Origin of the sequence: Rhizobium sp. 1399 (genome assembly GCF_031455475.1) — a bacterium.
Taxonomy (GTDB): domain Bacteria; phylum Pseudomonadota; class Alphaproteobacteria; order Rhizobiales; family Rhizobiaceae; genus Rhizobium.
Genome location: NZ_JAVDSU010000002.1, coordinates 368,957 through 388,545, shown reverse-complemented (window position 1 = coordinate 388,545; position 19,589 = coordinate 368,957). Strand labels below are relative to the sequence as shown.

Sequence of the window (19,589 nt, the reverse complement as noted above, 5' to 3'; positions counted from 1 at the left end):
TGAACCTCGGTGACATGCAGTGATCCGACATCTTCTCTGCGTCGATCGACATTGTTCATGCGGTTGACATCCCCCGTCGTTTCTCGGCGTTTCTGGTGGCAGCAGGGCTCTCGCGAAATCGCGTGCGATACGAGCGACCGAAATGGGAGGCCGATTGATAACCGCAGATTTCAGCGATCTGTCCGATCGCCAATTCCGTGTAGACCAGCAGTTCTCTTGCTCGCGCCATGCGCAGTTCGATGTAGAAATGACTGGGACTTTTTCCGAGGTTGGCGTGGAACAGCCGTTCGAGCTGCCGCAGCGAAAGCGCGACGCTGTCGGCGAGATCTGAAATCTCCACGGGATCGCCGAGACTTGCCTCCATGCGGCGCACCACGAATGCAAGCTTGGCATTCCTGATGCCGAAACGATCTTCTGGCGACATGCGCTGGACGTCATCCTGGCGCCTGATCCTCGCATGGTTGAACTGGTCTGAAATGAGCGCGGCGAGCTCCCTGCCTTCCACAGCGGAAATAAGGTAGAGCATCATGTCGAGCGTGACCGTACCGCCCGAAGAGGTCAGGAAGCGTCCGTCGATCGCGAAAATGTCGTCCGTGGCGAGGCAGTTCGGAAACTCGCTGCGAAAGCTTGCAAGCGATTCCCAATGAACTGCACAACGTCGTCCCTCCAGCAACCGCGCCTTTGCTAGGAAGAACACTGCCGTACTGACGGCGCCCAGCACGCATCCTTCTGAATGGATGCGTCTCAACCACGCAAAGACATTGGCATCATAGGCATCGGCATAATTGATCCCGGCACAAAGTATGACGATATCGCAACGGGGCGCCTGCCCTATTGCCGTATCGGCATCGAAGCCCAAACCGCTACTGGACTTCACATGGCTGCCATCGGCCGAGAGAATGAGCCACTCGAAGGCCTTTCGCTTGGCCAGACGATTGCCCTGCCGCAGCGAGTCGAGCGCGGCGGCGAACGTCATCAGGGGGAAGTCCGGCACCAGGAAAAAGCCGATCCGGATCGGCCGATCACCCTGTGCCAATTGCTTCAGCGTATAGGTCTGCTCCATCATGGGGCGAGCTCCAAACATCCGCTTGCCCTGCTTTTGCCGGTCTGCAGCAGCCGCGGGCTTTGGCGGGCAACTAAAAGCAGATACCGACGATCTTGTCTCATCGCATGGTCAATCGGTTTTCCGTCACATCGTAGCCGTCACCGGCTCGGCGGGCAGTCTTGCGTCATGACGCAGGATTGGCCTCGCGAGACGGCCGTCTTCGGCCGCCCCGTCGAGCACCGTTCGCTTACGGGGGGGTAATCCAGTTGGTCGTGCAGTGTCCCGGCGCTGATCCGCGCACGTATTTCGTCATCGTGGATCACGATGTCGGCGTCGGTATTCAGCATGGAAATCCCTATGCAATCCCGCTGGTATCCCACCAAGATACCGTAGCAAGAGCTGGTTGATTGAGTCAATCGGCAAATTGGCGAAGGGCCGCTCACGAATTGGGAAGAGGACGATGAAAAGGCGCATCGGCGCAGAGGCCAGTCGGATATCGGAACTCAGCGACGATCAGATACTCTCGCTGATCGAGACTCGTGAGCTGCGCTCGGGGACGCTGCTGGAGACCGCACGCCGAACGGTGCCTGGCGGTTACGGAACGTGCGTGAAGGATTTTGCGCAGCTGACCCAGTTTCGCCCTAACGTCGAAAGCGAGGCCGCCTGTCTCGACCTCATTGAACCTTGACGACGAACCGCATGTGTTGATTGCGAAATCCTGCGCCAATCGATGGCTCGAGCAGCGGTGCCGATGGTGCGCACGCTGCTGCATATGTGCGAGGTCGAAACTTCCTCGGCGTTTTAGCCAGGCCCGTTGAGAGCAGCTTTGCATCCTCGGCGCCATGCAAGCAAACGATGCCGATCTTGCCAGACAGAACACGCGCAATCACCTCGATCGGGTCAGGCTCGGATTTCTCAAGCCTGCTGACCAAGGGCTAGCGGCATTGATGCCTCAATCCGAAAAGAGCCAACGCATGAAGCGTTCGCGAACGCGGTCTATATGGTCGGCCATTGCCTGGCGCGCCTCGTCCGGTTTCTTGTCAGCCACCGCCTGCAGGACGGCGATGTGCTCGCGCGCTTGCTGCTCGAAATTCCTCTCCATGCGCACGACATGGGCCATGCGCGCCTTGTCGCGCAGATTGCGGATATACTGCGCAAGCATGGGCTTGCCGCTGGCATCGGCGATGAACAGATGAAAGTCGTCGTCATATTCCCAGAAAGAATCGAATTCCAGACTCGGATCCGCGACGATCGCCCGGCTCTTTTCCAGTATGGCATCGACGCTGCCGGGGCTACTGCGATGGGCAGCCTGGGCGGCGGCTTCGCCCTCGAGTAGACGGCGGATCACCAGGATCTCCATCAGCTCTTCGACCGCCACCTGCCGGATGACGATGCTGCCGTTCGACAGGCGCGACACGAGGCCCTCGCCCACAAGCCGGTTGATGGCGGCCCGCAGCGGCGTTCGCGACGCCTTGATCTGCTCTGCAAGCTTGCGTTCCGTAAACACATCGCCGGGACCGAGCTCGCGCGCCAGAATCAGGCTCCTTAAGTACTGATAGGCCTGCTCCGAGATTTTCGTCTGATCTTTTCCCGTGGTGATGGTTGCTTCGTCCGCCACATTCAATCCTTGAGAGTTTTCCCGCCGGCCTCCCTCTTAGACGATGAGAGGACGCCAAGCAATCCCAGCGGGGTCCCGCTGGTTTGTTCGTCGTGCCAAGTGCGGGATTTGCGCTTTACAAACCCATTTTTGTCGCTAACTTCACCGCGTGCCCCGCTGGTATCCCAGTGGGATCTATATGGAGTTGACGTGAGCAGGATCGTTCAACAGCTTAAACAGGCCGACTTCGTGGATTTCGGCGATGTCATTGAACATCAGGGCGATCAGCGCCGCCGCGCGCTCTCGATCGACTTTACGCACGAACAGGACGGCATGCGTCGCGCCTTTTGGGTGTCGAAAGTCGTCGCAGCGACAGCGCTTCCGGCAGAAGTCAAATTCCTTGAGAGACATCCCTTCTCCGACCAGGCCTTCGTGCCTCTTCGCGACACCCGTTTTCTTGTCGTGACTTGCCCGAGCAATCCGGACGGCAGCCCCGACCTGGAACAGATCCACGCCTACGAAGCAGGTCCCGGGCAGGGTGTGATCTACAGGCGCAATGTCTGGCACGCACCGCTTTCCGCTTTCGACGCTCCCGTCGAATTCTTCGTCACGATGGGGGTCACCGAAAAGGCCGCAAATGACGAGTTCTACGAGCTGCCGACACCTGTCGTGATCAATCCGGGGGCATGAGAATGAGACCGAAAAGCCACCTGACGCGGGATTTTGTCGGCTACGGCGCCAATGGCTACGATCCGAAATGGCCGGATGGAGCGCGCTTGGCGCTGAACATTGTCATCAATGTCGAAGAAGGGTCGGAGCCCTCTACCCTCGATGGAGATGCCGCAAGCGAGACCGCGCTGACGGAAGGCGGTTCGGGCTCGTTTGCCGGCCGCGATCTTGCCGCTGAATCGATGTTCGAATATGGGAGCCGTGTCGGGTTCTGGCGCCTGGCGCGATTGCTTGAGGAACGCGCCTTTCCGGCAACCGTCATGGCATGCGCCCTGGCGCTTGAGCGAAACCCCGAAATCTCTACGTATCTGCGGACCAGCAGATTCGACGTCTGCGCTCATGGTTGGCGCTGGGAGCACCATCGCGGGCTTTCCGTCGACGAGGAGCGTGCACGGATCAAAAGAACCGTGCAAAGCATGGAGGCCTCGATCGGCACCGCACCCGAAGGGTGGTATTGCCGCTATGGCCCAAGCGTCAACACGCGAAATCTGCTCGTCGAACATGGCGGATTTTCCTACGACAGCGACGCCTATAACGAGGAATTGCCCTATTGGGTGAAGGTCGGGGACCGCAATCAGCTGATTGTTCCCTATAGCCTGACCAACAACGACGCCAAGTTCATGCGCGGCGCCATGGCCACCGCCGACCATTTTTTCCAGTTCCTGCGCGACGCATTCGACTTCCTTTATGCCGAAGGCAGGCATGCCCCGAAAATGATGTCGGTCGGTCTACATTTGCGCATCGCCGGTCATCCGGGAAGGGCAGCCGGGCTCCAGCGTTTTCTCGATCATGTCGCTCGCCACGACGGCGTCTGGGTGTGTCGCCGCGCCGACATTGCCAGGCATTGGCATCAGCACCATCAGCCGTCACCATAATCAACGCCAGCAATAGAAATGGGGAATGCAATGACAAAAAAAGCAATCAATTCAATCGCACTTCTGGCCGCGCTTGGAGCCTTGGGGCTTTCCGGCGCACCGGCTCTTGCAGATGACCATGCTCAGGACCAGCCACTCGTCGTCGGCTCGGATTTCGGCGTCGCGCCGTGGATGGTGCGCGGCGCAAGCGGCCCGGAAGGGTTCGGCGTCGATCTCATCAACGCGATCGCAAAAAAGGTCGGACGGCCTTCGGTCGACGTGCAGGACATCAACTTCTCCGGCCTGTTTGCGGCACTATTTTCCAAACGTATCGAATTCACCGTCAATCCACTCAACATCACGCAGGAGCGGTCCGAAAAGATGCTCTATACCGAGCCCTTTTTCGCAACGGGCAACGGCTTCCTCGTCAGAAAGGGCGAGAAACTCCCCGCGCTTGAGGGGCTGAAGGGTCAGGTCCTAGCCGTCAACCGGGGCACCATCTCGGACACCTGGGCGACGCAGAACGCCGAGAAATATGGCTTCGAGGTGGAGCGCTACGAGACCTTCCCGGATTCGGTGCAGGCCGTTATCACCCATCGCGCTTTCACAGCACTCAACGAGATCCCGACAACTGTCTATGCCGCCAGCAAGAATCCTGCCATCGAGGTCGGCTTCAAGGATTTCAACGGCCGTAATTTCGGCTATGCTTTTCGTTACGGGGACGAAGCCTATCGAGACAAGGTCGAAGGCGCGATCGAATGCCTGAAACAGGACGGCACGATGGCGAAACTCTACGAGAAATGGTACGGCGAAAAGCCTGCTGACGGCACGGCCCTGACGACCGTTTTTCCCGGTTATGGCGCGCCGGGCTTCAAAGGCTACGACGACAAGCCGCACGAACTCGCCTGCAACTAACGCTGCTCAGATCCGGCGCGGCTGTGCCGCGCCGCGCTCCACGGCGAGGGTTCCATGGACCAGATTCTCGAAAACTACTTCAATGCCCCGGTCATCGCTCAAGCTTTGCCGGAGGTTTTTGCCGGCTTCATCGTAACGGTCGAAGTGGCCGTCTGCGTGATCGTCATCGGCGTCCTTACCGGGCTTGCGCTTGCGCTGCTGCGTTGCGCCAACAATCGGCCTCTCAACGGGCTGGTGACGGCCTATGTCGAGGTATTTCGCACGCTCCCGCAACTCGTCATCATCATCTTCATCTATTTCGGCCTGCCCTATCTCGGGCTGACCTTCTCGCCATTCTTCGCGACGGCGCTTGCGCTTGCTGCGGTCCTTGCCGCCTTTTCCGCGGAAATCTTCTCGGCAACGATCATGGCGGTTTCCAAGGGCCAATGGGAGGCCGCGTCTGCACTCGGCATTTCCCGTGCCCTGACGCTCCGCTTGGTCATCCTGCCGCAATCGATCCGGCTCGCCATCCCTTTGATTACCAACCGCTCGATCGCCATCACAAAAGGCACGGCGCTTGGTGCAGCGGTCTCCCTTCCCGAGGCGCTCGGCAGCGCCCAGAGCGCCATGTCCATTTACGCCAACCCGTCACCGCTGACATTGGCGGCCGCCTTCTATCTGGCTTTCTTCATCCCGCTCGTTTTCCTGAGCCGTGTGATGGAAAAGCGCTATGCACATGCGCATTGAGGAGTGGCCGTGGATCTTTTCATCCAGAATTTCGCAAGTTTTCAGTCCTTCCTGCTGATTTATCCGCTGCTGCTGCAGGGACTTGAAGTCACGGTCCTGCTGGCGCTTGTCTCACTGCCCCTGTCAGTGCTTTCGGGCCTCGGCGTGGCGATGATCTACAGCTTCGGCGGACCGCTCGCGCAACGTCTGGTTGTGATGTTCATCGATCTGCTGCGGTCTTTTCCGGTCCTCGTCCTATTGATCCTGATCTTCTACAGCCTGCCGTTTTTCGGGCTGACGCTCGGCAATTTCACTGCCGTCGTCGTGGCGCTGATCATCAACAATACCGGCTATTTCGGCGAGATCTTTCGCGCCGGTCTCCAGTCTATCCCCAAGGGCCAGCACGAAGCGGCAGCAGCGCTCGGCCTCCATCGTTTCCACACGATTATGCTCGTGATCCTTCCCCAGGTCCTACGCAAGGTTCTGGCCCCGCTCGCCAGCAATTCCCTGGAACTTGTCAAGACGACCTCGATCGCCTCGATGGTGGCACTTCCTGAATTGCTGCGTTCAGCCCGTGTCGCGCAGGAGCAGACCTACAATCCGACACCGCTGACCGCGGCAGCAGTGATCTTCTTCGTCATGTTGTGGCCCTTCTCCCACTGGGTATCGCGCATGGAGAGACGCGCCATCATCGGGAGCAATCGGAGATGAGCATCGTCATTACCGGCGGCACGGGTTTCGTCGGCCTGGCCGTGACCGAGGCTCTCGGACAGGCTGATGAGGCCGTCGTGCTCTTTGGACGCGAAGCGGTTCCTGCAGCGTTTGGCGGCGTGTTTGGGAATATCAAGTTCGTTGCCGGCGACATTACCAGCGCCGCCGACATCGATCACCTCGTTGGCACCGAGGCTGTAAAGGCCGTCATCCATCTGGCGGCCGTTACGCCGGATCGTCAGGCAGAAATGGACGATCCCGCCGGCGTGATCGCGGTCAATGTCGGCGGAACGGCCAATCTCATGCACGCCCTTTCCGGTCTTTCGCCACGGCCACGCCTCATCCTGGCAAGCAGCGTCGCCGTCTATGGAGTGGCAAGGCCGGAGGGAGGTACCTATCAGGAAGATGAATCCCGGCCGTCGCCGGTCAGCCTCTACGGCATTACGAAGCTCGCCGCCGAAGCGACAGCCATGCGACTTGCAGATCTTTACGGGATTGATCTGACGATCGTCCGGCTCGGCCCTGTCTATGGTCCGTGGGAATACAAGACCGGTCTGCGCCCTGTCCTGAGCCCGCATGGCCAGGTTGTCGATCTCTGGCGGGAAGGAGAAAATGTCGTTCTGCCACGGCCCTTGACGGGCGACTGGCTCTATAGTCGCGATGCCGGGGCCGGCATTGCTGCCCTTCTCCGGCAGAAGGAATTGAACCACACCATCTACAATCTCGGCGGCGGGCAGCTCACGAGCGTGGCCGAATGGTGCGATGCGTTGCAAGGCCTTCCCGATGCGCGCGGCTGGCGCATTGCCAATGGCGGCGAAGTGGCGAACCTGACATTCGGCCTCGCCGCGGACCGAGCGCCTCTTTCGATCGACCGGCTCTTGTCGGATACGGGTTTCCAACCACGGTTCGCCGGCCGGCATGCTGCTGAAGACTACATCAAATGGCAATCCTCCCTCCGGACAGAAAAATCATAGGACGGACAGCGATCATGCGCCTGAAGAACAAGACCGCCATCATAACCGGCGCTTCCTCCGGTATTGGCCGTGCTATTGCTGTCCGCTTCATGGAGGAAGGCGCCAATGTTGTCGCCGTCGATATTTCGACGGCGGTTGTCGAAGGTGGCGCGCCTGTGATCGAAGTGCTAAGCGCAATTGGTCCGAATGCTATCTTCATCCAAGGAGACGTCGCGCGCTCCGAGGACGTCTCGCATGTCTTTGCAGAAGCCCAGGCCCGTTTCGGAAGGCTCGACATCGTCGTCAACAACGCCGCCATTCACGCGCCGAAACCGCTCGCCGAAACGGAGGAGACAGAGTGGGACCGGGTCATGGACGTGAACCTGAAGGGCGCCTTTCTTTGCAGCCGTGCGGCCGTGCGGATCATGCTTCAGCAGGAGATCGTCGCCGAAACGCGTGGCAGGATCGTCAATATTTCCTCGCAGCACGGCATGGTTTCTGCGCCGGGTGATTTCGCCTATGGTGTCAGCAAGGCCGGCCTCGTCTACATGACGAAACAGATTGCCGCTGATTACGCCGCCGCCAACATCATCTGCAACGCTGTCGCGCCGGGTAAGATATTGACCGGGAAATCGGGCCGGGCAATCCTGCCGGAGATGCTGGAATATTCGCACAAACGGACGCCGATGCCGCGCCTGGGTAGACCCACCGATGTCGCAAGCGCTGCGCTGTTTTTGGCGAGCGATGAAGCGTCCTATATTACCGGTCACAACCTTTTGGTTGACGGTGGCTGGATGGCTGCCTGACACAGGAGGTCATATCGATAACAGCTTCCCCAACTGCTCTGCGATATCCGACGGCGCAACGCGGCCGAAACTTCGCGATCGTGCTTGCGATCGCCCTCGCTTCCTCCGCATCGAGTTCGACGTCCGGGCTTGAGGTCGCTTACGCGGGGCGCGCGCGCCTGACGATCTTATGAGCGTTTGCCTCCAGCAGCGGTGATGACCCCGACGATGATGAGGCCGGTGAGCAGCAGGCGCACGCCGGCGCTGACGCCGAATGTGTTGAGCATGGTGAGCAGAAGCACGAGGAAAAGGGCGGCCCCCCAGATGCCGGGAATATTGGCCTTTCCGCCCGCGACCGAGGTGCCGCCAATGACGACGACGGCGATCGAGGAAAGCAGATATTCATTGCCTATATCGACATTTGCGCCGCGAAAATAGCCGGCAAGCAGCGCCCCGTTCAGACCGCCGAGCGTGCCCGAGAGTGTATAGGTGAGAAAACGGATGCGCCCGACAGGAACACCGGCAAGCCAGGCGGCGCTGATATTCTGCCCGATCGCCAGCACCGAGCGCCCGTAGATCATCCTCTGGAGCGCAATGCCGGCGCCCAAGGTGAACAGGATGGTGACAAGGGCCAGTACAGGAACGCCGAGAATTTGCAGGTTGGTGAATTCCGCAAAACCCGGCGGTGGCTTGATCTGCAGGCCGCGGCCATAGCTGATGTCGATAGACTGGATGATGAAGCTTGCCGAGAGCGTGGCTATGATCGGCGGAATGCGCAGCGCCCAGATCAGCAGGTAATTGGCAGCGCCGACCGCAGCACCGCTGGCGAGCGCCGCAAGCAGGCCGATTGCGATCATGCTGTCCTGCCCGTCCATAGTCTTCATCGCGACGGCGCTGGCAAGCCCGATATTGGCCGGCAGCGAGAGATCGACATTGCCGGGGCCGAGCGTGATGACGAACATCTGCCCTGTACCGACGATGACCATGAAGACGGCGAGCGAGAAGGCGGCCGTCAGCATGCCGCCGGCGCCGTAGCCGCCGGTAAACGCGATGGTGGCGAGCCAGGCGGCGAGAGCGCCGATGAAGGACCAGATCCAGGGTTTTGCGGCGAGCGCCTTCAATTGCGCCATGTCATGCCTCCTTGCGGCTGATGAGCGCGCGTGCGGCAAGCACGATGATGAGGATCGCGCCATTCGCTGCCACCTGCCAGTCCGGCGGAATATGCATGAAGGTCAGGAGCGACGAGGCGGCGAGCGCCAGCGTCAGCGCGCCGATGACCGCGCCGATCGGCGACACGCGCCCACCCATGAATTCGCCGCCACCGAGAATGACGCCGGCGATCGACAGCAGCGTATAGCCATTACCGATATTGGCATCGCCCGACGAGGTAATGCCAATCAGCGTCATGCCGGAGAGCACGCCGAAGCTTCCGGCCAAGGCAAAGAGGGTGATCTTGGTACGCAGGAGCGACCAGCCGGCCCGCGCCAGCGCTGCCGGATTGCCGCCCGAGCCGCGCAGAATGACGCCGTACGAGGTGCGCATCAGGCCGAAATAGACGACGGCGGCAATGACAATCGCAGCGACGATCGGAAAAGGAATGAAGGGCGGTTTGAAGGACGTGATCGCCTGCAGCCACTCCGGCGCCTTACCGCCAGGCTTGGGCAGCACGAGGATCGCCAGCCCCTGCCAGACGAAGCTCATGCCGAGCGTCACGACGATCGACGGCAGGTTGCGCAGGTGGATCAGCGCGCCGAGCAGCGCATAGACACCAATCGAACCAAGCAACACGACAATGCCGAGCAGCGGCGCGTCGCGCAGCCAGGTGGCGGTGACACAGCCGACGAAACCGACGAAGGTGCCGATCGAAAGATCGAGCTCGTTGCCGGCGATGACGAACATCTGCGCTATGGTGGCGAGCGCAATCGGGATCGCGAGGTTCAGCATCAGGCTGAAGCCGAAATAGGAGATGGCGCGCGGATTGAGCCAGGCGATCGCAATCAGCACCAGAACGAGCGAGAGCGCCGGCAACATGGCGCGCAGGGTGCGTGCCCTTCTGGCGCTGCTGCGGGCCGGGCGCATGGGGGAATTGTTCAGCGAAACGAATGTCATCTCAGCTTGCCTCGACGAAGGAGGATTGGATGATCTTCTCCTCGGTCAGCTCGTCGCGCGTGAGGTTGGCGACGATGCGGCCGTTCTTGAAGACGTAGACATGGTGACAATTGTCGAGCTCTTCCGTCTCGGTCGTATACCAGATGAAGGTGCGGCCATTGGCGGCCTCCTGGCGGATGAGATCGTAGACTTCGAGCTTGGTGCCGATATCGACGCCGCGCATCGGATCGTCCATTAGAATGATCTCGGCATCGGAGCCGAGCGCACGGGCAAAGAGCGCCTTCTGCTGGTTGCCGCCCGAAAGTGACAGGATGTTGTTGTTCATGTCGGGCGTGCGGATGCCGATCCGGCGCTTCCAGCCATCGGCAAGCTCGGCCTCGCGCTTTTGCGAGATGAGCAGACCGGCACGCAGCCGCTTCAGCGATCGGATGCCGATATTCTCGGCGATCGACCATTGGGGGAAGATGCCGTCGGACTGCCGGTCGCCGGCGACAAGCGCCACCGGTGCTGTCACCTCGATACCGATCTTGCTGCGGCGCGCGCTATTGAAGATCGCCAGCAACAGATCGGTCTGGCCGTGACCGGCAAGCCCGGCAAGGCCGATGATGGAACCTGATTGGGCAACGAGTTCGGCGCCATCGCCCTGACGCGCCGGTCGGGCCCGCACGCGCGGCGCACCTGTCGGCTTGGCCGCGACGGCTTGCGTTGCGCCTTTCTCGCGATGGGCAGCCCCACCCATGGTCGCGACGAGCCGGTCGCGGTCATAGCCACGAGCCGCATCGGCGGCCACGACCTTGCCGTCGCGCATGACGACGATGCGGTCGGCATTCTGCAGCACCTCGCCAAGCACATGCGAAATCAGGATGCAGCTGCCGCCGGTCGCAACGAAGCGCCGGACGAAGGCGAGCAGCTGGCCAGCGGTATGGGCATCGAGCGAAGAGGTCGGCTCATCGAGGATGACGAGGTTCAGCGGATCATCCGTCACCGTGAAGGCGCGGGCGACCTCCACCATCTGCCGCCGCCCGATCGACAGATCCGCGACGATATCGGAGGCATCGATGCCGTGCTCGGGAAAGATCTCGTCGAGCTTGGCGCTAATCAGTTCGGCGGCACGCCCATGCCAGCCGAAACCACGCAGTGACGGATGGTTGATGCGGGTATTCTCTGCAACGGAAAGATTGGGACAGAGCGACAGTTCCTGGAAGACGCAGCGGATGCCGAACCTCTGGGCGCGGATGACCGAATAGTTCTCCGTGACCGCTTTGCCGATCGTCATGCTGCCGCGGTCGAGCACCAGCGTTCCCGCCAGTATGTTCATCAGCGTCGACTTGCCGGCGCCGTTATGGCCGACGAGCCCGACGCATTCGCCGGCGCGAACGTCGAAATCGACGCCATCAAGCGCCCTCACGGCGCCGAAATGTTTCTCGGCGCCGCTGAGGCTGACGATGATCCGGGTGGCCACAGCCTGCACCGGCGTGATCATCACTTGATATTGGCCTTAATGGCTTCGATGGCATCGGCTTGCGTATATTCCTTAGTGGCAACGCTGCCGACGGGAATATCCGTCAGATGCTTCTCGAAATCATCCTGCGTAAACGCGAGATAAGGCACCAGGAGATCGTGTGGGATGTCCGTGCGGCCGTCGAGCACCTGCTGGGCGACCCAGAAGGCGAGCGTCGAGACACCGGGCGCGATCGAGGCGGACCAGGTCTTGTAGCCGTCCTTGGCCTTCTGTTCCTTCCACCATTGCAGCTCGTCCTGACGGTTTCCCATGATGATGGTCGGGCGCGGCTTGCCGGCAGCGGCAAAGGCCTGAGCCGCGCCGTAGCCGTCGCCGCCCTGGGTGACGACGCCGACGATATCGGGCAGCGAGGGGAGAACGGTCGCGACTGCTTTTTGCGCCGTCGTCTGGTCCCAGTTGCCGGTAACCGAATTGACAATCTTGAATTCGGGATGAGCGGCAACGGCTTCGATCAGGCCCTTGTGGATGGAATCGTCGATCGAGGTACCGGCAAGGCCGCGGATTTCCAAGAGGTTCCCGCCTTCCGGATGAAACGCCTTCATCTGCGCGATTTCCTGTTTGCCCATATCCTCGAAATCAACGACGACGCGATAGGCGCAAGGCTCGTTGACGATACCATCAAAGGACACGACGACGATGCCTGCTTCGCAGGCTTGCTTGACGGCGCCATTCAGCGCATCCGGCGAAGCAGCGTTGATGACGATCGCGTCATAGCCCTGCAGTATGAGGTTTTGGATCTGGGCGGCCTGGGTTGGCACTTCCTGGTCGGCCGTGGTGAAGACGTCGGCCGCGCCCACGATCTTGTCGGCGACGGCCTTCTTGGTCACGATGTCATAGCTCTTGAGCATCGCCTGGCGCCAGGAATTGCCAGCATAATTGTTCGAGAAGGCGATTTTCTTGCCGCTCGTGTCGGCAAAGGCCGTGCCCGATGCGAGCAGTGCGGCAAGGCTGGCAAGTACGAAGACTTTACGCATTTCAATCCTCCCTAAGTTGTTTGGCCTTGAGTGAAAGGCTTTCACCCAGCGCCGGTCATTCTCCGGCAATCCGTCGATCGGATGCTTGGACATCCATGGCGCCGATCCTCCATCGGCAGCCACTCCTGCTAGCCGGTTTCCCGGATGTCAGAACAGTCTTAACCCCGGGACGCGCACCCTCAGCCGGTGCAGCGAACTCGAGGCGGTAATATATAGGCTCTTCAGATCCTCGTCACCGAAGGCGAAATTGGCGGTCGGCTCTGGCGTGCGGATAAGGCCGAGCATATGGCCCGAAGGATCGAAGACATGGATGCCGCCCGGCCCGCAGCAATAGACATTGCCGCAGCTGTCGATCTTCATGCCGTCAGGCGCACCCGGCGCCTCTCCTTTCGTCTCGGCCCAGACCGCCCCGCCCGTGAGCTCGCCCCGCGGCGAGATGGCAAAGACCCGGATATGCTGGCGCTCGGTGTCGTTGACGAAGAGGCGCGATTCATCGAGCGAGAAGCAGAGCCCGTTCGGCTGGGCGAAATCATCCACCAACAGCGTCAAGTTGGAACCGTCGGGATCGACGCGGTAGACGCCCTGAAAGGAGAGATTCTGCGGCCGTGGCACGCCATAATATTCCATCCGCCCATAGGTCGGATCGGTGAAATAGATCGCGCCGCCGGTCGCAACGACGATGTCGTTCGGGCTGTTGAGTTCCTTGCCCTTGTAGTGTGTGGCGATGACACTCGTCGAACCGTCGCGCTCGAGCCTCGTGACCCGGCTCATCGCATGTTCGCAGGTGAGCAAACGCCCTTCGCGGTCCAGCGTATTGCCGTTCGCCTTGTTGCTCGGTCGGCGAAAATCCTCGACCGCGCCGGAAGGCCGGCGGATATACATGCGGTCTTCGGGCATGTCGCTGAAGACAAGCCATTTCTCGTAAGGATGCCAGACGGGACCTTCGGTGAAGCCGAGACCGCTTGCCAAGGTCTCCAGCGCCCCGTCGCCGACCACGTCGGCAAATCGCGGATCGCGGGTGCTCCTCGCCATGGCTCAGCTCTTCGTGGATTGGACGGATTTTCCGCCGACGAACCAGTCGGATGCCAGGACGTCCTCGAAGACAACCCAGATCGCCTCCTTCGGCAGTTCGGCCAGTTCGCTGACGGCAGCGGTGACGCGCCGCGCGATCTCGTCCTTGCGCTCCTGGGAATGGCCTTTGAGAATCTGGATGTTGACGAAGGGCATGGCGTCTTCTCCCGTCTGCTTTTTATTGCTTGTGTCCGAGTTAGCCACGGATGGAAGGGTTCGGCTACGTTTGAAGACGCAGATTTGAATGTGCAAACACACACTCGGATCTTCAGAGGTCCTTCGACGGCGAAGCCTGGTCGATCCAGGCATCAAGGCTCTCCTGCGCGCGCCTCAGCGCATCGACATTGATAAGGCCGCGGGCAAAGGCCAGACAGATCGCCCGCGTGCGGGAATTGAAGAGCGAGCCCTCGCCCGCCCCGTCCTCGGGCATGACGACGCCGAGCTTTTCGTAGAGATGGCGGATGCGCGCCTGGGCGCCGCGGGTAGAGAGGCCGCGGCGGGCGGCGATCGCCTTGTCCGTCAGCCCGAGCGCGACATCGATCAGGCTCTCATATTCGCTGTCTGTAATGCCCTCCAGGCGATCCTGCACGCGATGCTGGATGCCGCGCACCTCCCGGTCGATGATGCAGTGGCCCTCGGCGAAGACGCCGCGGAGAGCCGAGCGCATGCCCTCCTCCGAGGCCGATTTCAGCACGTAGCCGTAGACGGTGCCCGGCGGCACGATACGGGCAACCCCGCGCACGTAGGATTCATCGGCGAAATTCGACCAGAAAAGGATGTAGGTATTGGCCCGTCGGCTCCAGATGGATCGCGCCACCTCGATGCCTGTCGCTTTCGGCAATTGCAGATCGAGCACCACATAGGGCGGCTCGCGGCGTCGCGCGAGATCGATTGCGACGTCGCCGCTGCCTGCCTCGATCACCTCAACATCACCGGGCCACAGATGCTCGATCGTGGCGCGCACGAATGCGCGATGCAACCCCTCATCCTCGGCAATCATCACCAGCATGTCAGAGCCTCCCCGCGGCGTTGGCTGCAGCGACCGCGGCGTCCGGCGGCAGCGTGCCGGCACTTATCGTCTCACCAGTAAGCGGCACGTCGATTGCCACGCGCGTACCGCCCTTGCGGCTGGAGCGGCCGATGCGAAGCTGCGCACCGATCAGCGCCGCCCGCGTGTGCATATGGCCGATGCCGCCGCTCGCCTGCGGGTCGGCCTGGACGCAACCTGACCCGTCGTCGGTGACAACAATCTTCAGCAGCGACGGCGTCGATTCGATGCGCACCTCGATGCGCCGCGGCATTGCGTGCTTGACGGCATTGTTGATCGCCTCCTGGGCGATGCGGTAGATCGCCGTCAGCGTGCGCTCCGACAGCATGTCGGCGGCGCCTTCGCTGGTATCCTGGATCCGCACCGCAATCGAAGGCGTTGCCCGGCTGACGCTGCGGTTGAGATGCGCCTCTATGGCATCGCGCAAGCCGAAGAGTTCGAGCACGCTCGGCCGCATATCGTCGACGATGTGGCGCAGTTCCGTCAGGCAGTTGACGACTTCCCGCTCGAGATCCGCAAGCTGGCTGACGCCGGCCATGCCACGGCGATGCAGCGCAGAGACCTGGCGCACGACGCGGGCGAGATCGGCGAGTGTCTGGTCGTGCAGGTCCATGGCGATGCGTCGCCGCTCCTGCTCCATGCCTTCGGTCAGCCGAGATGCGCCGACGCGCAGGATCTCTTCGCGATTGCGCGCATCGCTTTCTGCCATCATCGCCCGGCGTGCCTCCTCGCTCTGGATCAGCGCGAAGATATAGGGCGCAATGAATTCGGCGCAGTGCTGGGCGATCTCCAGATCGGTAGGCGTGTAGCAGCCGGGCTCGTGCCTGCTGATGTTGAGGGCGCCGATGATCTCGCCCCTTGCCCGCATCGGCACGACGATGCGGCTGCGTAACTTGGCGGTAAAGATCGGCTCGTCTATTGCGCCCGTGAAATGAAACCGCTCATCTCCGAGCGCATCATCGCTTAAGAGATATGGCAGCTCGCCTCTGAGCACCGCCCGCACCGGGCTAAGTTCGACCGGCGGTGGACTGAGCGCCAGTTCGCTCCAGCTTGTCTGATAACCTGTCTCATAGCAAATGTGGCTCCGCCCGCCGTTCAATAGAACCGCGACATCGATATGGTCATGCGGCAGCAACTTGAAGATCTCTGTTGCCGTTGCCCGAAACGCTGCTCCCGTCTCGGTATGTCCAGCAAAGGCACGCGAGATCGCGAGCATCCGGTCGAACAGCTCGGTATCGTGTCTGATCATCGTCACTCCTCCGACAATCGCGCTCCTCCTTGAAGCAAAGCATTAATGCCATGTTCCTCCGGCGATGACACTATTTGCGATCGTCCCTGCCGACACAAGCTGCTTTCCAAGCAGGAGTTTCTGATCGGCAAAAGCTCTACATGCGCTTCCTGCAAGGAACATTCTCGCTCTCGATGACATTCACAACGCACATGAAATCGAAAAGAAATTCGTTCACCTTCACGCCGGCTTCGAACCCGAGTTGGCATTCGTCGCATCGGTGATACCACAATTCCGACGCTTCGATGGTGGGGCGTGATCACAGGCAAGCATCGCGACGAAGAGTGATAAGGTAGGATCTTGCCACCGACAGAGACCGCGCCGACGCCAGCACGTATTCGAGACGTGGGGGATAAGCCGCCGCTCTCCGTCGAGATGACGTTCGATCGGGTCAACTTCCACACCCAAGATCTGCTGACAGCATTGGAAAAACGAGCAACCAGGAATAGAATTTTTCGCGCTCCGCGTAGTCGCGCTAACCTTTTTTTAACCATCTCCATTGCAAAAAGGTTCACGAAATTGCCGGTCTAATTGAGCGCCCGGCAATAGCCCTAGCATACTGATTTCGCTCGGTTTTGTGGGGGAGACGGTCCTGCCATGATCGCAGGCACCCTCGTGGTTAGCCGTTAAATGTTCCGACATCGCCAGCTATGTTTGCCGGACGCGCTTAAGTCCGGGGGCTGGCTTATCCTCACGGGGCTTTAACATGGCCAGCATTTTGACCAACACGTCCGCTATGACAGCCCTCCAGACATTACGCGGCGTCAACGCCGGTCTCGAAAAGACGCAGCAGCAAGTCAGCTCGGGTCTAAGGGTTCAAAAAGCATCCGACAATGCGGCTTACTGGGCGATCTCCACGGCGATAAGGTCGGACAACAAGGCTTTCTCTGCGGTATCTGACGCCATCGAATTGGGATCGGCCACAGTCAATACCGCCTATACCGCAACCTCGTCCATCATCGATATCCTCAGCGAGTTCAAAGCCAAACTGGTTGCAGCCAAAGAGAATGGCGTCGACAAATCGAAAATCCAGGATGAGCTCGATCAACTAAACGCACAGGCCGAAACAACGGTGATCTCGGCGAGTTTTAGCGGCCAGAACTGGCTGAGCACCAATGCACCAACGCACCTGATGGAGACGATTGACCTCACAACCGACGTGGTCTCGTCATTCGTCCGATCAGAGAACGGAGCAGTGGCGGTTGCAACAAACAAGGTGAACCTCAAATCGACTAGCATGCTGAACGCTGGAGGAGGAGGCATCCTCCAGAAAGAGATCGGCGGTGTTGGAGACATCGGTGGGTTTCGGAGCACCGGCATCAATTCCGTGGCACATGAAGGCCACGAGAGCCACCTGTTCACTGGTCCAGCGACATTTAGTGCAACAGACTACATCACATTTGATCTGGTGGTCGACGCGGGGACCCACTCCGCGGGCGTCAGTTTCGCGGGATTGCGGATCGACAAGAGTGTCATAGATGTTGCTCTCGGCACCACGGATGGCACGATCCACGACGGCGCAGAGATGAGAAAGGTCTTGCAGAAGGTCTTCGCAGACAACTCGGTCCCCGCAACAGCCAACGAGACCATGTTCACAGGCTCACCTACGGCTCCAGGTGTCTTTGAAGTCGGCTCGCTTGAGACCTCGGGGCATCCAGGCTCCAGCATCGATATCTCCAACGTCATATCGCATCTCGCAAGCACCTATCCCGCCGGTTTTGCAATGGGCCTCGAAAATCCGCCAAATGCCAACCACGACAACATGTACCCGGAAGCCTTCTTCGATTTCACCAAACCATTCACCGTCTCGCCGAAGTCCCAGATTTTCTTTGACGCACAGGTGGGACCGGGAGCTCCTCAATCCTTCACGATCGACCGGACGACGGTGGATGCGGCCCTTGGAACGACGGATGGCTTTATCGGCAATGCAGCCGACCTTGCGACTGTCATTGGGTTCGTCACAGCCGGACTGGGCCTGTCGATAGTCACCTCCGGCAACCGCCTGACTTTTTCGGCCGACCAGACGGTCTATCCCAACGCGGGAAATCGCGCGGCGCGCGTCATGGTCGGAAACGTCAGCTCAAATCCCACATGGGCATTGGAGTTCGATCTTGCGGAAGTCGATGTCACGTCGTCGAACTTCACGATCGACGAATATCTTGTCGGCATCGAATACATGCTGCACCGCTCAACGGCGAGCGGCAGTGTCTTTGGCTCTCTCAACAAGCGGCTCGACATGCAGTCGGATTTCGTAAGCCACCTGCAAGCCAGCATGACATCCGGGATCGGCCGTCTGGTGGATGCGGACATGGAGGAAGAATCTGCCAGGCTAGCAGCACAACAGACCCAGCAGCAGCTTGCCGTCCAGGCGCTTCAGATTGCAAACACGACCCCTGGCACAATCTTGCAGCTTTATTCAGGTCGATAGGCTCGTGTGGGGCACCATCGCGGCGTGCGAAAGTGGTGGGGAGCGTCGCAGTGACATCAAGGAGGTCGACATGGTCATAGGCGGGAATGCCCAATATCATGGAAAACCTCCTCGACACCCGGTTCAGACCGACAGCCGGACCCCGTTGAACCATGTTGCAGGCTGGGGGCCGCGTTTTCGCTCGAGAAGAGCAAGGATCATCGTGGCGGCCATGACAGCCCAGTGAACGATGCCGCTAGAGACGAGGACCACCAGCATGAAGGCCCAGCAGGTCGCCGCGCATGACAGTCCGCGGGCCACACCAAACCGAAACACGTCGAGGTCGGCCCGCTTGCCGTAGGCCGCAAGAGGCGGCCTACCATGGCAGGCGTTCAGGAACCATTGCTTGCTCGGCGTCACCTGCCAGACGAAGGCGATCAGCAGCGCGGGCAGGATTGGTGCCAATGCGACGGTCTGGCTCCAGGCATTCAGCACGATGGCGGCAGGAACGAGTATGGTCCCGGCCGCAATCCAGACGAGGAGATAGGCCACGACAAACGCACCGACAGCTCTTGGCCTGCGGCGGCTGAAACTGCGTCGCCAGACATGCAGCAATGGCCCGGCGAGCAGAGGCGGCATCATTGCCAGGATCATCGCGACCCAGGCCAACGCCGTCAAAAACAAACCTTTGTCTGCGAGGGCGACATCGACCTGGGTCGTCAGGCGGCCTGCCACCGAGGACGAGGAAAAGCAGAGGTCAGGCATGGCCGGCAAAACCTCTTTGCCCGTCATCACCATCCAGCCGAACAGCGTGGCGAGGAGAAGCGGCTTGGGAAGTCGTGTGATGAGACACCAAACGACGACGACGGGCCGCAC

20 protein-coding genes are annotated in these 19,589 nt (G+C 60.4%); 9 read left to right on the top strand and 11 right to left on the bottom strand.

Going from position 1 to position 19,589, the window contains the following annotated elements; genetic code table 11:
• Nucleotides 1–55: 55 nt before the first annotated feature.
• On the bottom strand, nucleotides 56–1,066 hold the full coding sequence (locus J2X71_RS07845; protein ID WP_113321070.1) for a GlxA family transcriptional regulator: 1,011 nt from the start codon (nucleotides 1,064–1,066) through the stop codon (nucleotides 56–58).
• A gap of 439 nt (nucleotides 1,067–1,505) precedes the next feature.
• Here J2X71_RS07845 and J2X71_RS07840 point away from each other — a divergent pair, with 439 nt between their 5' ends.
• Complete coding sequence (locus J2X71_RS07840) at nucleotides 1,506–1,733, top strand: hypothetical protein (protein WP_310380821.1); 228 nt, start codon at nucleotides 1,506–1,508, stop codon at nucleotides 1,731–1,733.
• Nucleotides 1,734–1,997: 264 nt separating this feature from the next.
• Here J2X71_RS07840 and J2X71_RS07835 read toward each other — a convergent pair whose 3' ends face one another.
• Nucleotides 1,998–2,663 carry a GntR family transcriptional regulator gene (locus J2X71_RS07835; RefSeq protein ID WP_310380818.1) on the bottom strand — a complete coding sequence of 222 codons (666 nt, stop codon included), beginning with the start codon at nucleotides 2,661–2,663 and terminating at the stop codon, nucleotides 1,998–2,000.
• Nucleotides 2,664–2,852: 189 nt separating this feature from the next.
• Between J2X71_RS07835 and J2X71_RS07830 the strand changes: the two genes are divergently transcribed.
• The 7 genes from J2X71_RS07830 to J2X71_RS07800 are packed head-to-tail and all read left to right on the top strand — an operon-like array spanning nucleotide 2,853 to nucleotide 8,315.
• Nucleotides 2,853–3,332, top strand: a complete 480-nt coding sequence (locus tag J2X71_RS07830) for an ureidoglycolate lyase (RefSeq protein ID WP_113321075.1) — start codon at nucleotides 2,853–2,855, stop codon at nucleotides 3,330–3,332.
• A 2-nt stretch (nucleotides 3,333–3,334) separates the two neighbouring features.
• On the top strand, nucleotides 3,335–4,246 hold the full coding sequence (locus J2X71_RS07825; RefSeq protein ID WP_310380813.1) for a polysaccharide deacetylase family protein: 912 nt from the start codon (nucleotides 3,335–3,337) through the stop codon (nucleotides 4,244–4,246).
• Nucleotides 4,247–4,276: 30 nt separating this feature from the next.
• Nucleotides 4,277–5,140: an ABC transporter substrate-binding protein gene (locus J2X71_RS07820; protein ID WP_310380811.1), complete on the top strand. Its 864-nt coding sequence runs from the start codon at nucleotides 4,277–4,279 to the stop codon at nucleotides 5,138–5,140.
• Nucleotides 5,141–5,194: 54 nt separating this feature from the next.
• Complete coding sequence (locus J2X71_RS07815; RefSeq protein WP_310380808.1) at nucleotides 5,195–5,866, top strand: amino acid ABC transporter permease; 672 nt, start codon at nucleotides 5,195–5,197, stop codon at nucleotides 5,864–5,866.
• A gap of 9 nt (nucleotides 5,867–5,875) precedes the next feature.
• On the top strand, nucleotides 5,876–6,556 hold the full coding sequence (locus tag J2X71_RS07810; protein WP_310380805.1) for an amino acid ABC transporter permease: 681 nt from the start codon (nucleotides 5,876–5,878) through the stop codon (nucleotides 6,554–6,556).
• On the top strand, nucleotides 6,553–7,530 hold the full coding sequence (locus J2X71_RS07805) for an NAD(P)-dependent oxidoreductase (RefSeq protein WP_310380802.1): 978 nt from the start codon (nucleotides 6,553–6,555) through the stop codon (nucleotides 7,528–7,530). Before J2X71_RS07810 ends, J2X71_RS07805 begins: the two co-directional genes overlap by 4 nt.
• Before the next feature lie 14 nt (nucleotides 7,531–7,544).
• A complete protein-coding gene (locus J2X71_RS07800) occupies nucleotides 7,545–8,315 on the top strand; it encodes an SDR family oxidoreductase (RefSeq protein ID WP_310380799.1) in 771 nt (256 codons plus the stop codon).
• A gap of 167 nt (nucleotides 8,316–8,482) precedes the next feature.
• Here J2X71_RS07800 and J2X71_RS07795 read toward each other — a convergent pair whose 3' ends face one another.
• From J2X71_RS07795 to J2X71_RS07760, 8 genes are all read right to left on the bottom strand, one after another.
• Nucleotides 8,483–9,424, bottom strand: coding sequence for an ABC transporter permease (locus J2X71_RS07795; RefSeq protein ID WP_310380797.1), 942 nt, complete (start codon nucleotides 9,422–9,424; stop codon nucleotides 8,483–8,485).
• A gap of 1 nt (nucleotide 9,425) precedes the next feature.
• On the bottom strand, nucleotides 9,426–10,403 hold the full coding sequence (locus J2X71_RS07790) for an ABC transporter permease (protein WP_310380794.1): 978 nt from the start codon (nucleotides 10,401–10,403) through the stop codon (nucleotides 9,426–9,428).
• A gap of 1 nt (nucleotide 10,404) precedes the next feature.
• Nucleotides 10,405–11,886, bottom strand: coding sequence for a sugar ABC transporter ATP-binding protein (locus J2X71_RS07785; RefSeq protein ID WP_310382167.1), 1,482 nt, complete (start codon nucleotides 11,884–11,886; stop codon nucleotides 10,405–10,407).
• Complete coding sequence (locus tag J2X71_RS07780) at nucleotides 11,886–12,899, bottom strand: substrate-binding domain-containing protein (RefSeq protein ID WP_113321084.1); 1,014 nt, start codon at nucleotides 12,897–12,899, stop codon at nucleotides 11,886–11,888. The genes J2X71_RS07785 and J2X71_RS07780 overlap by 1 nt, the downstream gene beginning before the upstream one ends.
• 147 nt (nucleotides 12,900–13,046) lie before the next feature.
• Nucleotides 13,047–13,931, bottom strand: a complete 885-nt coding sequence (locus J2X71_RS07775) for an SMP-30/gluconolactonase/LRE family protein (protein WP_310380789.1) — start codon at nucleotides 13,929–13,931, stop codon at nucleotides 13,047–13,049.
• A gap of 3 nt (nucleotides 13,932–13,934) precedes the next feature.
• Nucleotides 13,935–14,126 carry a 4-oxalocrotonate tautomerase family protein gene (locus tag J2X71_RS07770; protein WP_310380787.1) on the bottom strand — a complete coding sequence of 64 codons (192 nt, stop codon included), beginning with the start codon at nucleotides 14,124–14,126 and terminating at the stop codon, nucleotides 13,935–13,937.
• Between the two features lie 112 nt (nucleotides 14,127–14,238).
• Nucleotides 14,239–14,979 carry a response regulator transcription factor gene (locus tag J2X71_RS07765; protein WP_310380784.1) on the bottom strand — a complete coding sequence of 247 codons (741 nt, stop codon included), beginning with the start codon at nucleotides 14,977–14,979 and terminating at the stop codon, nucleotides 14,239–14,241.
• A 1-nt stretch (nucleotide 14,980) separates the two neighbouring features.
• Complete coding sequence (locus J2X71_RS07760) at nucleotides 14,981–16,267, bottom strand: GAF domain-containing protein (protein ID WP_310380781.1); 1,287 nt, start codon at nucleotides 16,265–16,267, stop codon at nucleotides 14,981–14,983.
• A gap of 745 nt (nucleotides 16,268–17,012) precedes the next feature.
• On the opposite strand from J2X71_RS07760, the gene J2X71_RS07755 reads away from it, so the two are divergent.
• Nucleotides 17,013–18,734 carry a flagellin gene (locus tag J2X71_RS07755; RefSeq protein WP_310380777.1) on the top strand — a complete coding sequence of 574 codons (1,722 nt, stop codon included), beginning with the start codon at nucleotides 17,013–17,015 and terminating at the stop codon, nucleotides 18,732–18,734.
• Nucleotides 18,735–18,857: 123 nt separating this feature from the next.
• Here the strand turns inward: J2X71_RS07755 and J2X71_RS07750 are convergent, their stop codons facing one another.
• Nucleotides 18,858–19,589 carry a DUF2182 domain-containing protein gene (locus J2X71_RS07750; protein WP_310380776.1) on the bottom strand — a complete coding sequence of 244 codons (732 nt, stop codon included), beginning with the start codon at nucleotides 19,587–19,589 and terminating at the stop codon, nucleotides 18,858–18,860.

Excerpts from the sequence above, each read along its gene's own strand:
- J2X71_RS07780 (WP_113321084.1), bottom strand. The coding sequence starts at position 12,899 with ATGCGTAAAGTCTTCGTACTTGCCAGCCTTGCCGCACTGCTCGCATCG.
- J2X71_RS07840 (WP_310380821.1), top strand. The coding sequence starts at position 1,506 with ATGAAAAGGCGCATCGGCGCAGAGGCCAGTCGGATATCGGAACTCAGC.
- J2X71_RS07845 (WP_113321070.1), bottom strand. The coding sequence starts at position 1,066 with ATGATGGAGCAGACCTATACGCTGAAGCAATTGGCACAGGGTGATCGG.
- J2X71_RS07760 (WP_310380781.1), bottom strand. The coding sequence starts at position 16,267 with ATGATCAGACACGATACCGAGCTGTTCGACCGGATGCTCGCGATCTCG.
- J2X71_RS07765 (WP_310380784.1), bottom strand. The coding sequence starts at position 14,979 with ATGCTGGTGATGATTGCCGAGGATGAGGGGTTGCATCGCGCATTCGTG.
- J2X71_RS07825 (WP_310380813.1), top strand. The coding sequence starts at position 3,335 with ATGAGACCGAAAAGCCACCTGACGCGGGATTTTGTCGGCTACGGCGCC.
- J2X71_RS07775 (WP_310380789.1), bottom strand. The coding sequence starts at position 13,931 with ATGGCGAGGAGCACCCGCGATCCGCGATTTGCCGACGTGGTCGGCGAC.
- J2X71_RS07800 (WP_310380799.1), top strand. The coding sequence starts at position 7,545 with ATGCGCCTGAAGAACAAGACCGCCATCATAACCGGCGCTTCCTCCGGT.
- J2X71_RS07770 (WP_310380787.1), bottom strand. The coding sequence starts at position 14,126 with ATGCCCTTCGTCAACATCCAGATTCTCAAAGGCCATTCCCAGGAGCGC.
- J2X71_RS07815 (WP_310380808.1), top strand. The coding sequence starts at position 5,195 with ATGGACCAGATTCTCGAAAACTACTTCAATGCCCCGGTCATCGCTCAA.
- J2X71_RS07790 (WP_310380794.1), bottom strand. The coding sequence starts at position 10,403 with ATGACATTCGTTTCGCTGAACAATTCCCCCATGCGCCCGGCCCGCAGC.
- J2X71_RS07755 (WP_310380777.1), top strand. The coding sequence starts at position 17,013 with ATGGCCAGCATTTTGACCAACACGTCCGCTATGACAGCCCTCCAGACA.
- J2X71_RS07805 (WP_310380802.1), top strand. The coding sequence starts at position 6,553 with ATGAGCATCGTCATTACCGGCGGCACGGGTTTCGTCGGCCTGGCCGTG.
- J2X71_RS07820 (WP_310380811.1), top strand. The coding sequence starts at position 4,277 with ATGACAAAAAAAGCAATCAATTCAATCGCACTTCTGGCCGCGCTTGGA.
- J2X71_RS07785 (WP_310382167.1), bottom strand. The coding sequence starts at position 11,886 with ATGATCACGCCGGTGCAGGCTGTGGCCACCCGGATCATCGTCAGCCTC.
- J2X71_RS07795 (WP_310380797.1), bottom strand. The coding sequence starts at position 9,424 with ATGGCGCAATTGAAGGCGCTCGCCGCAAAACCCTGGATCTGGTCCTTC.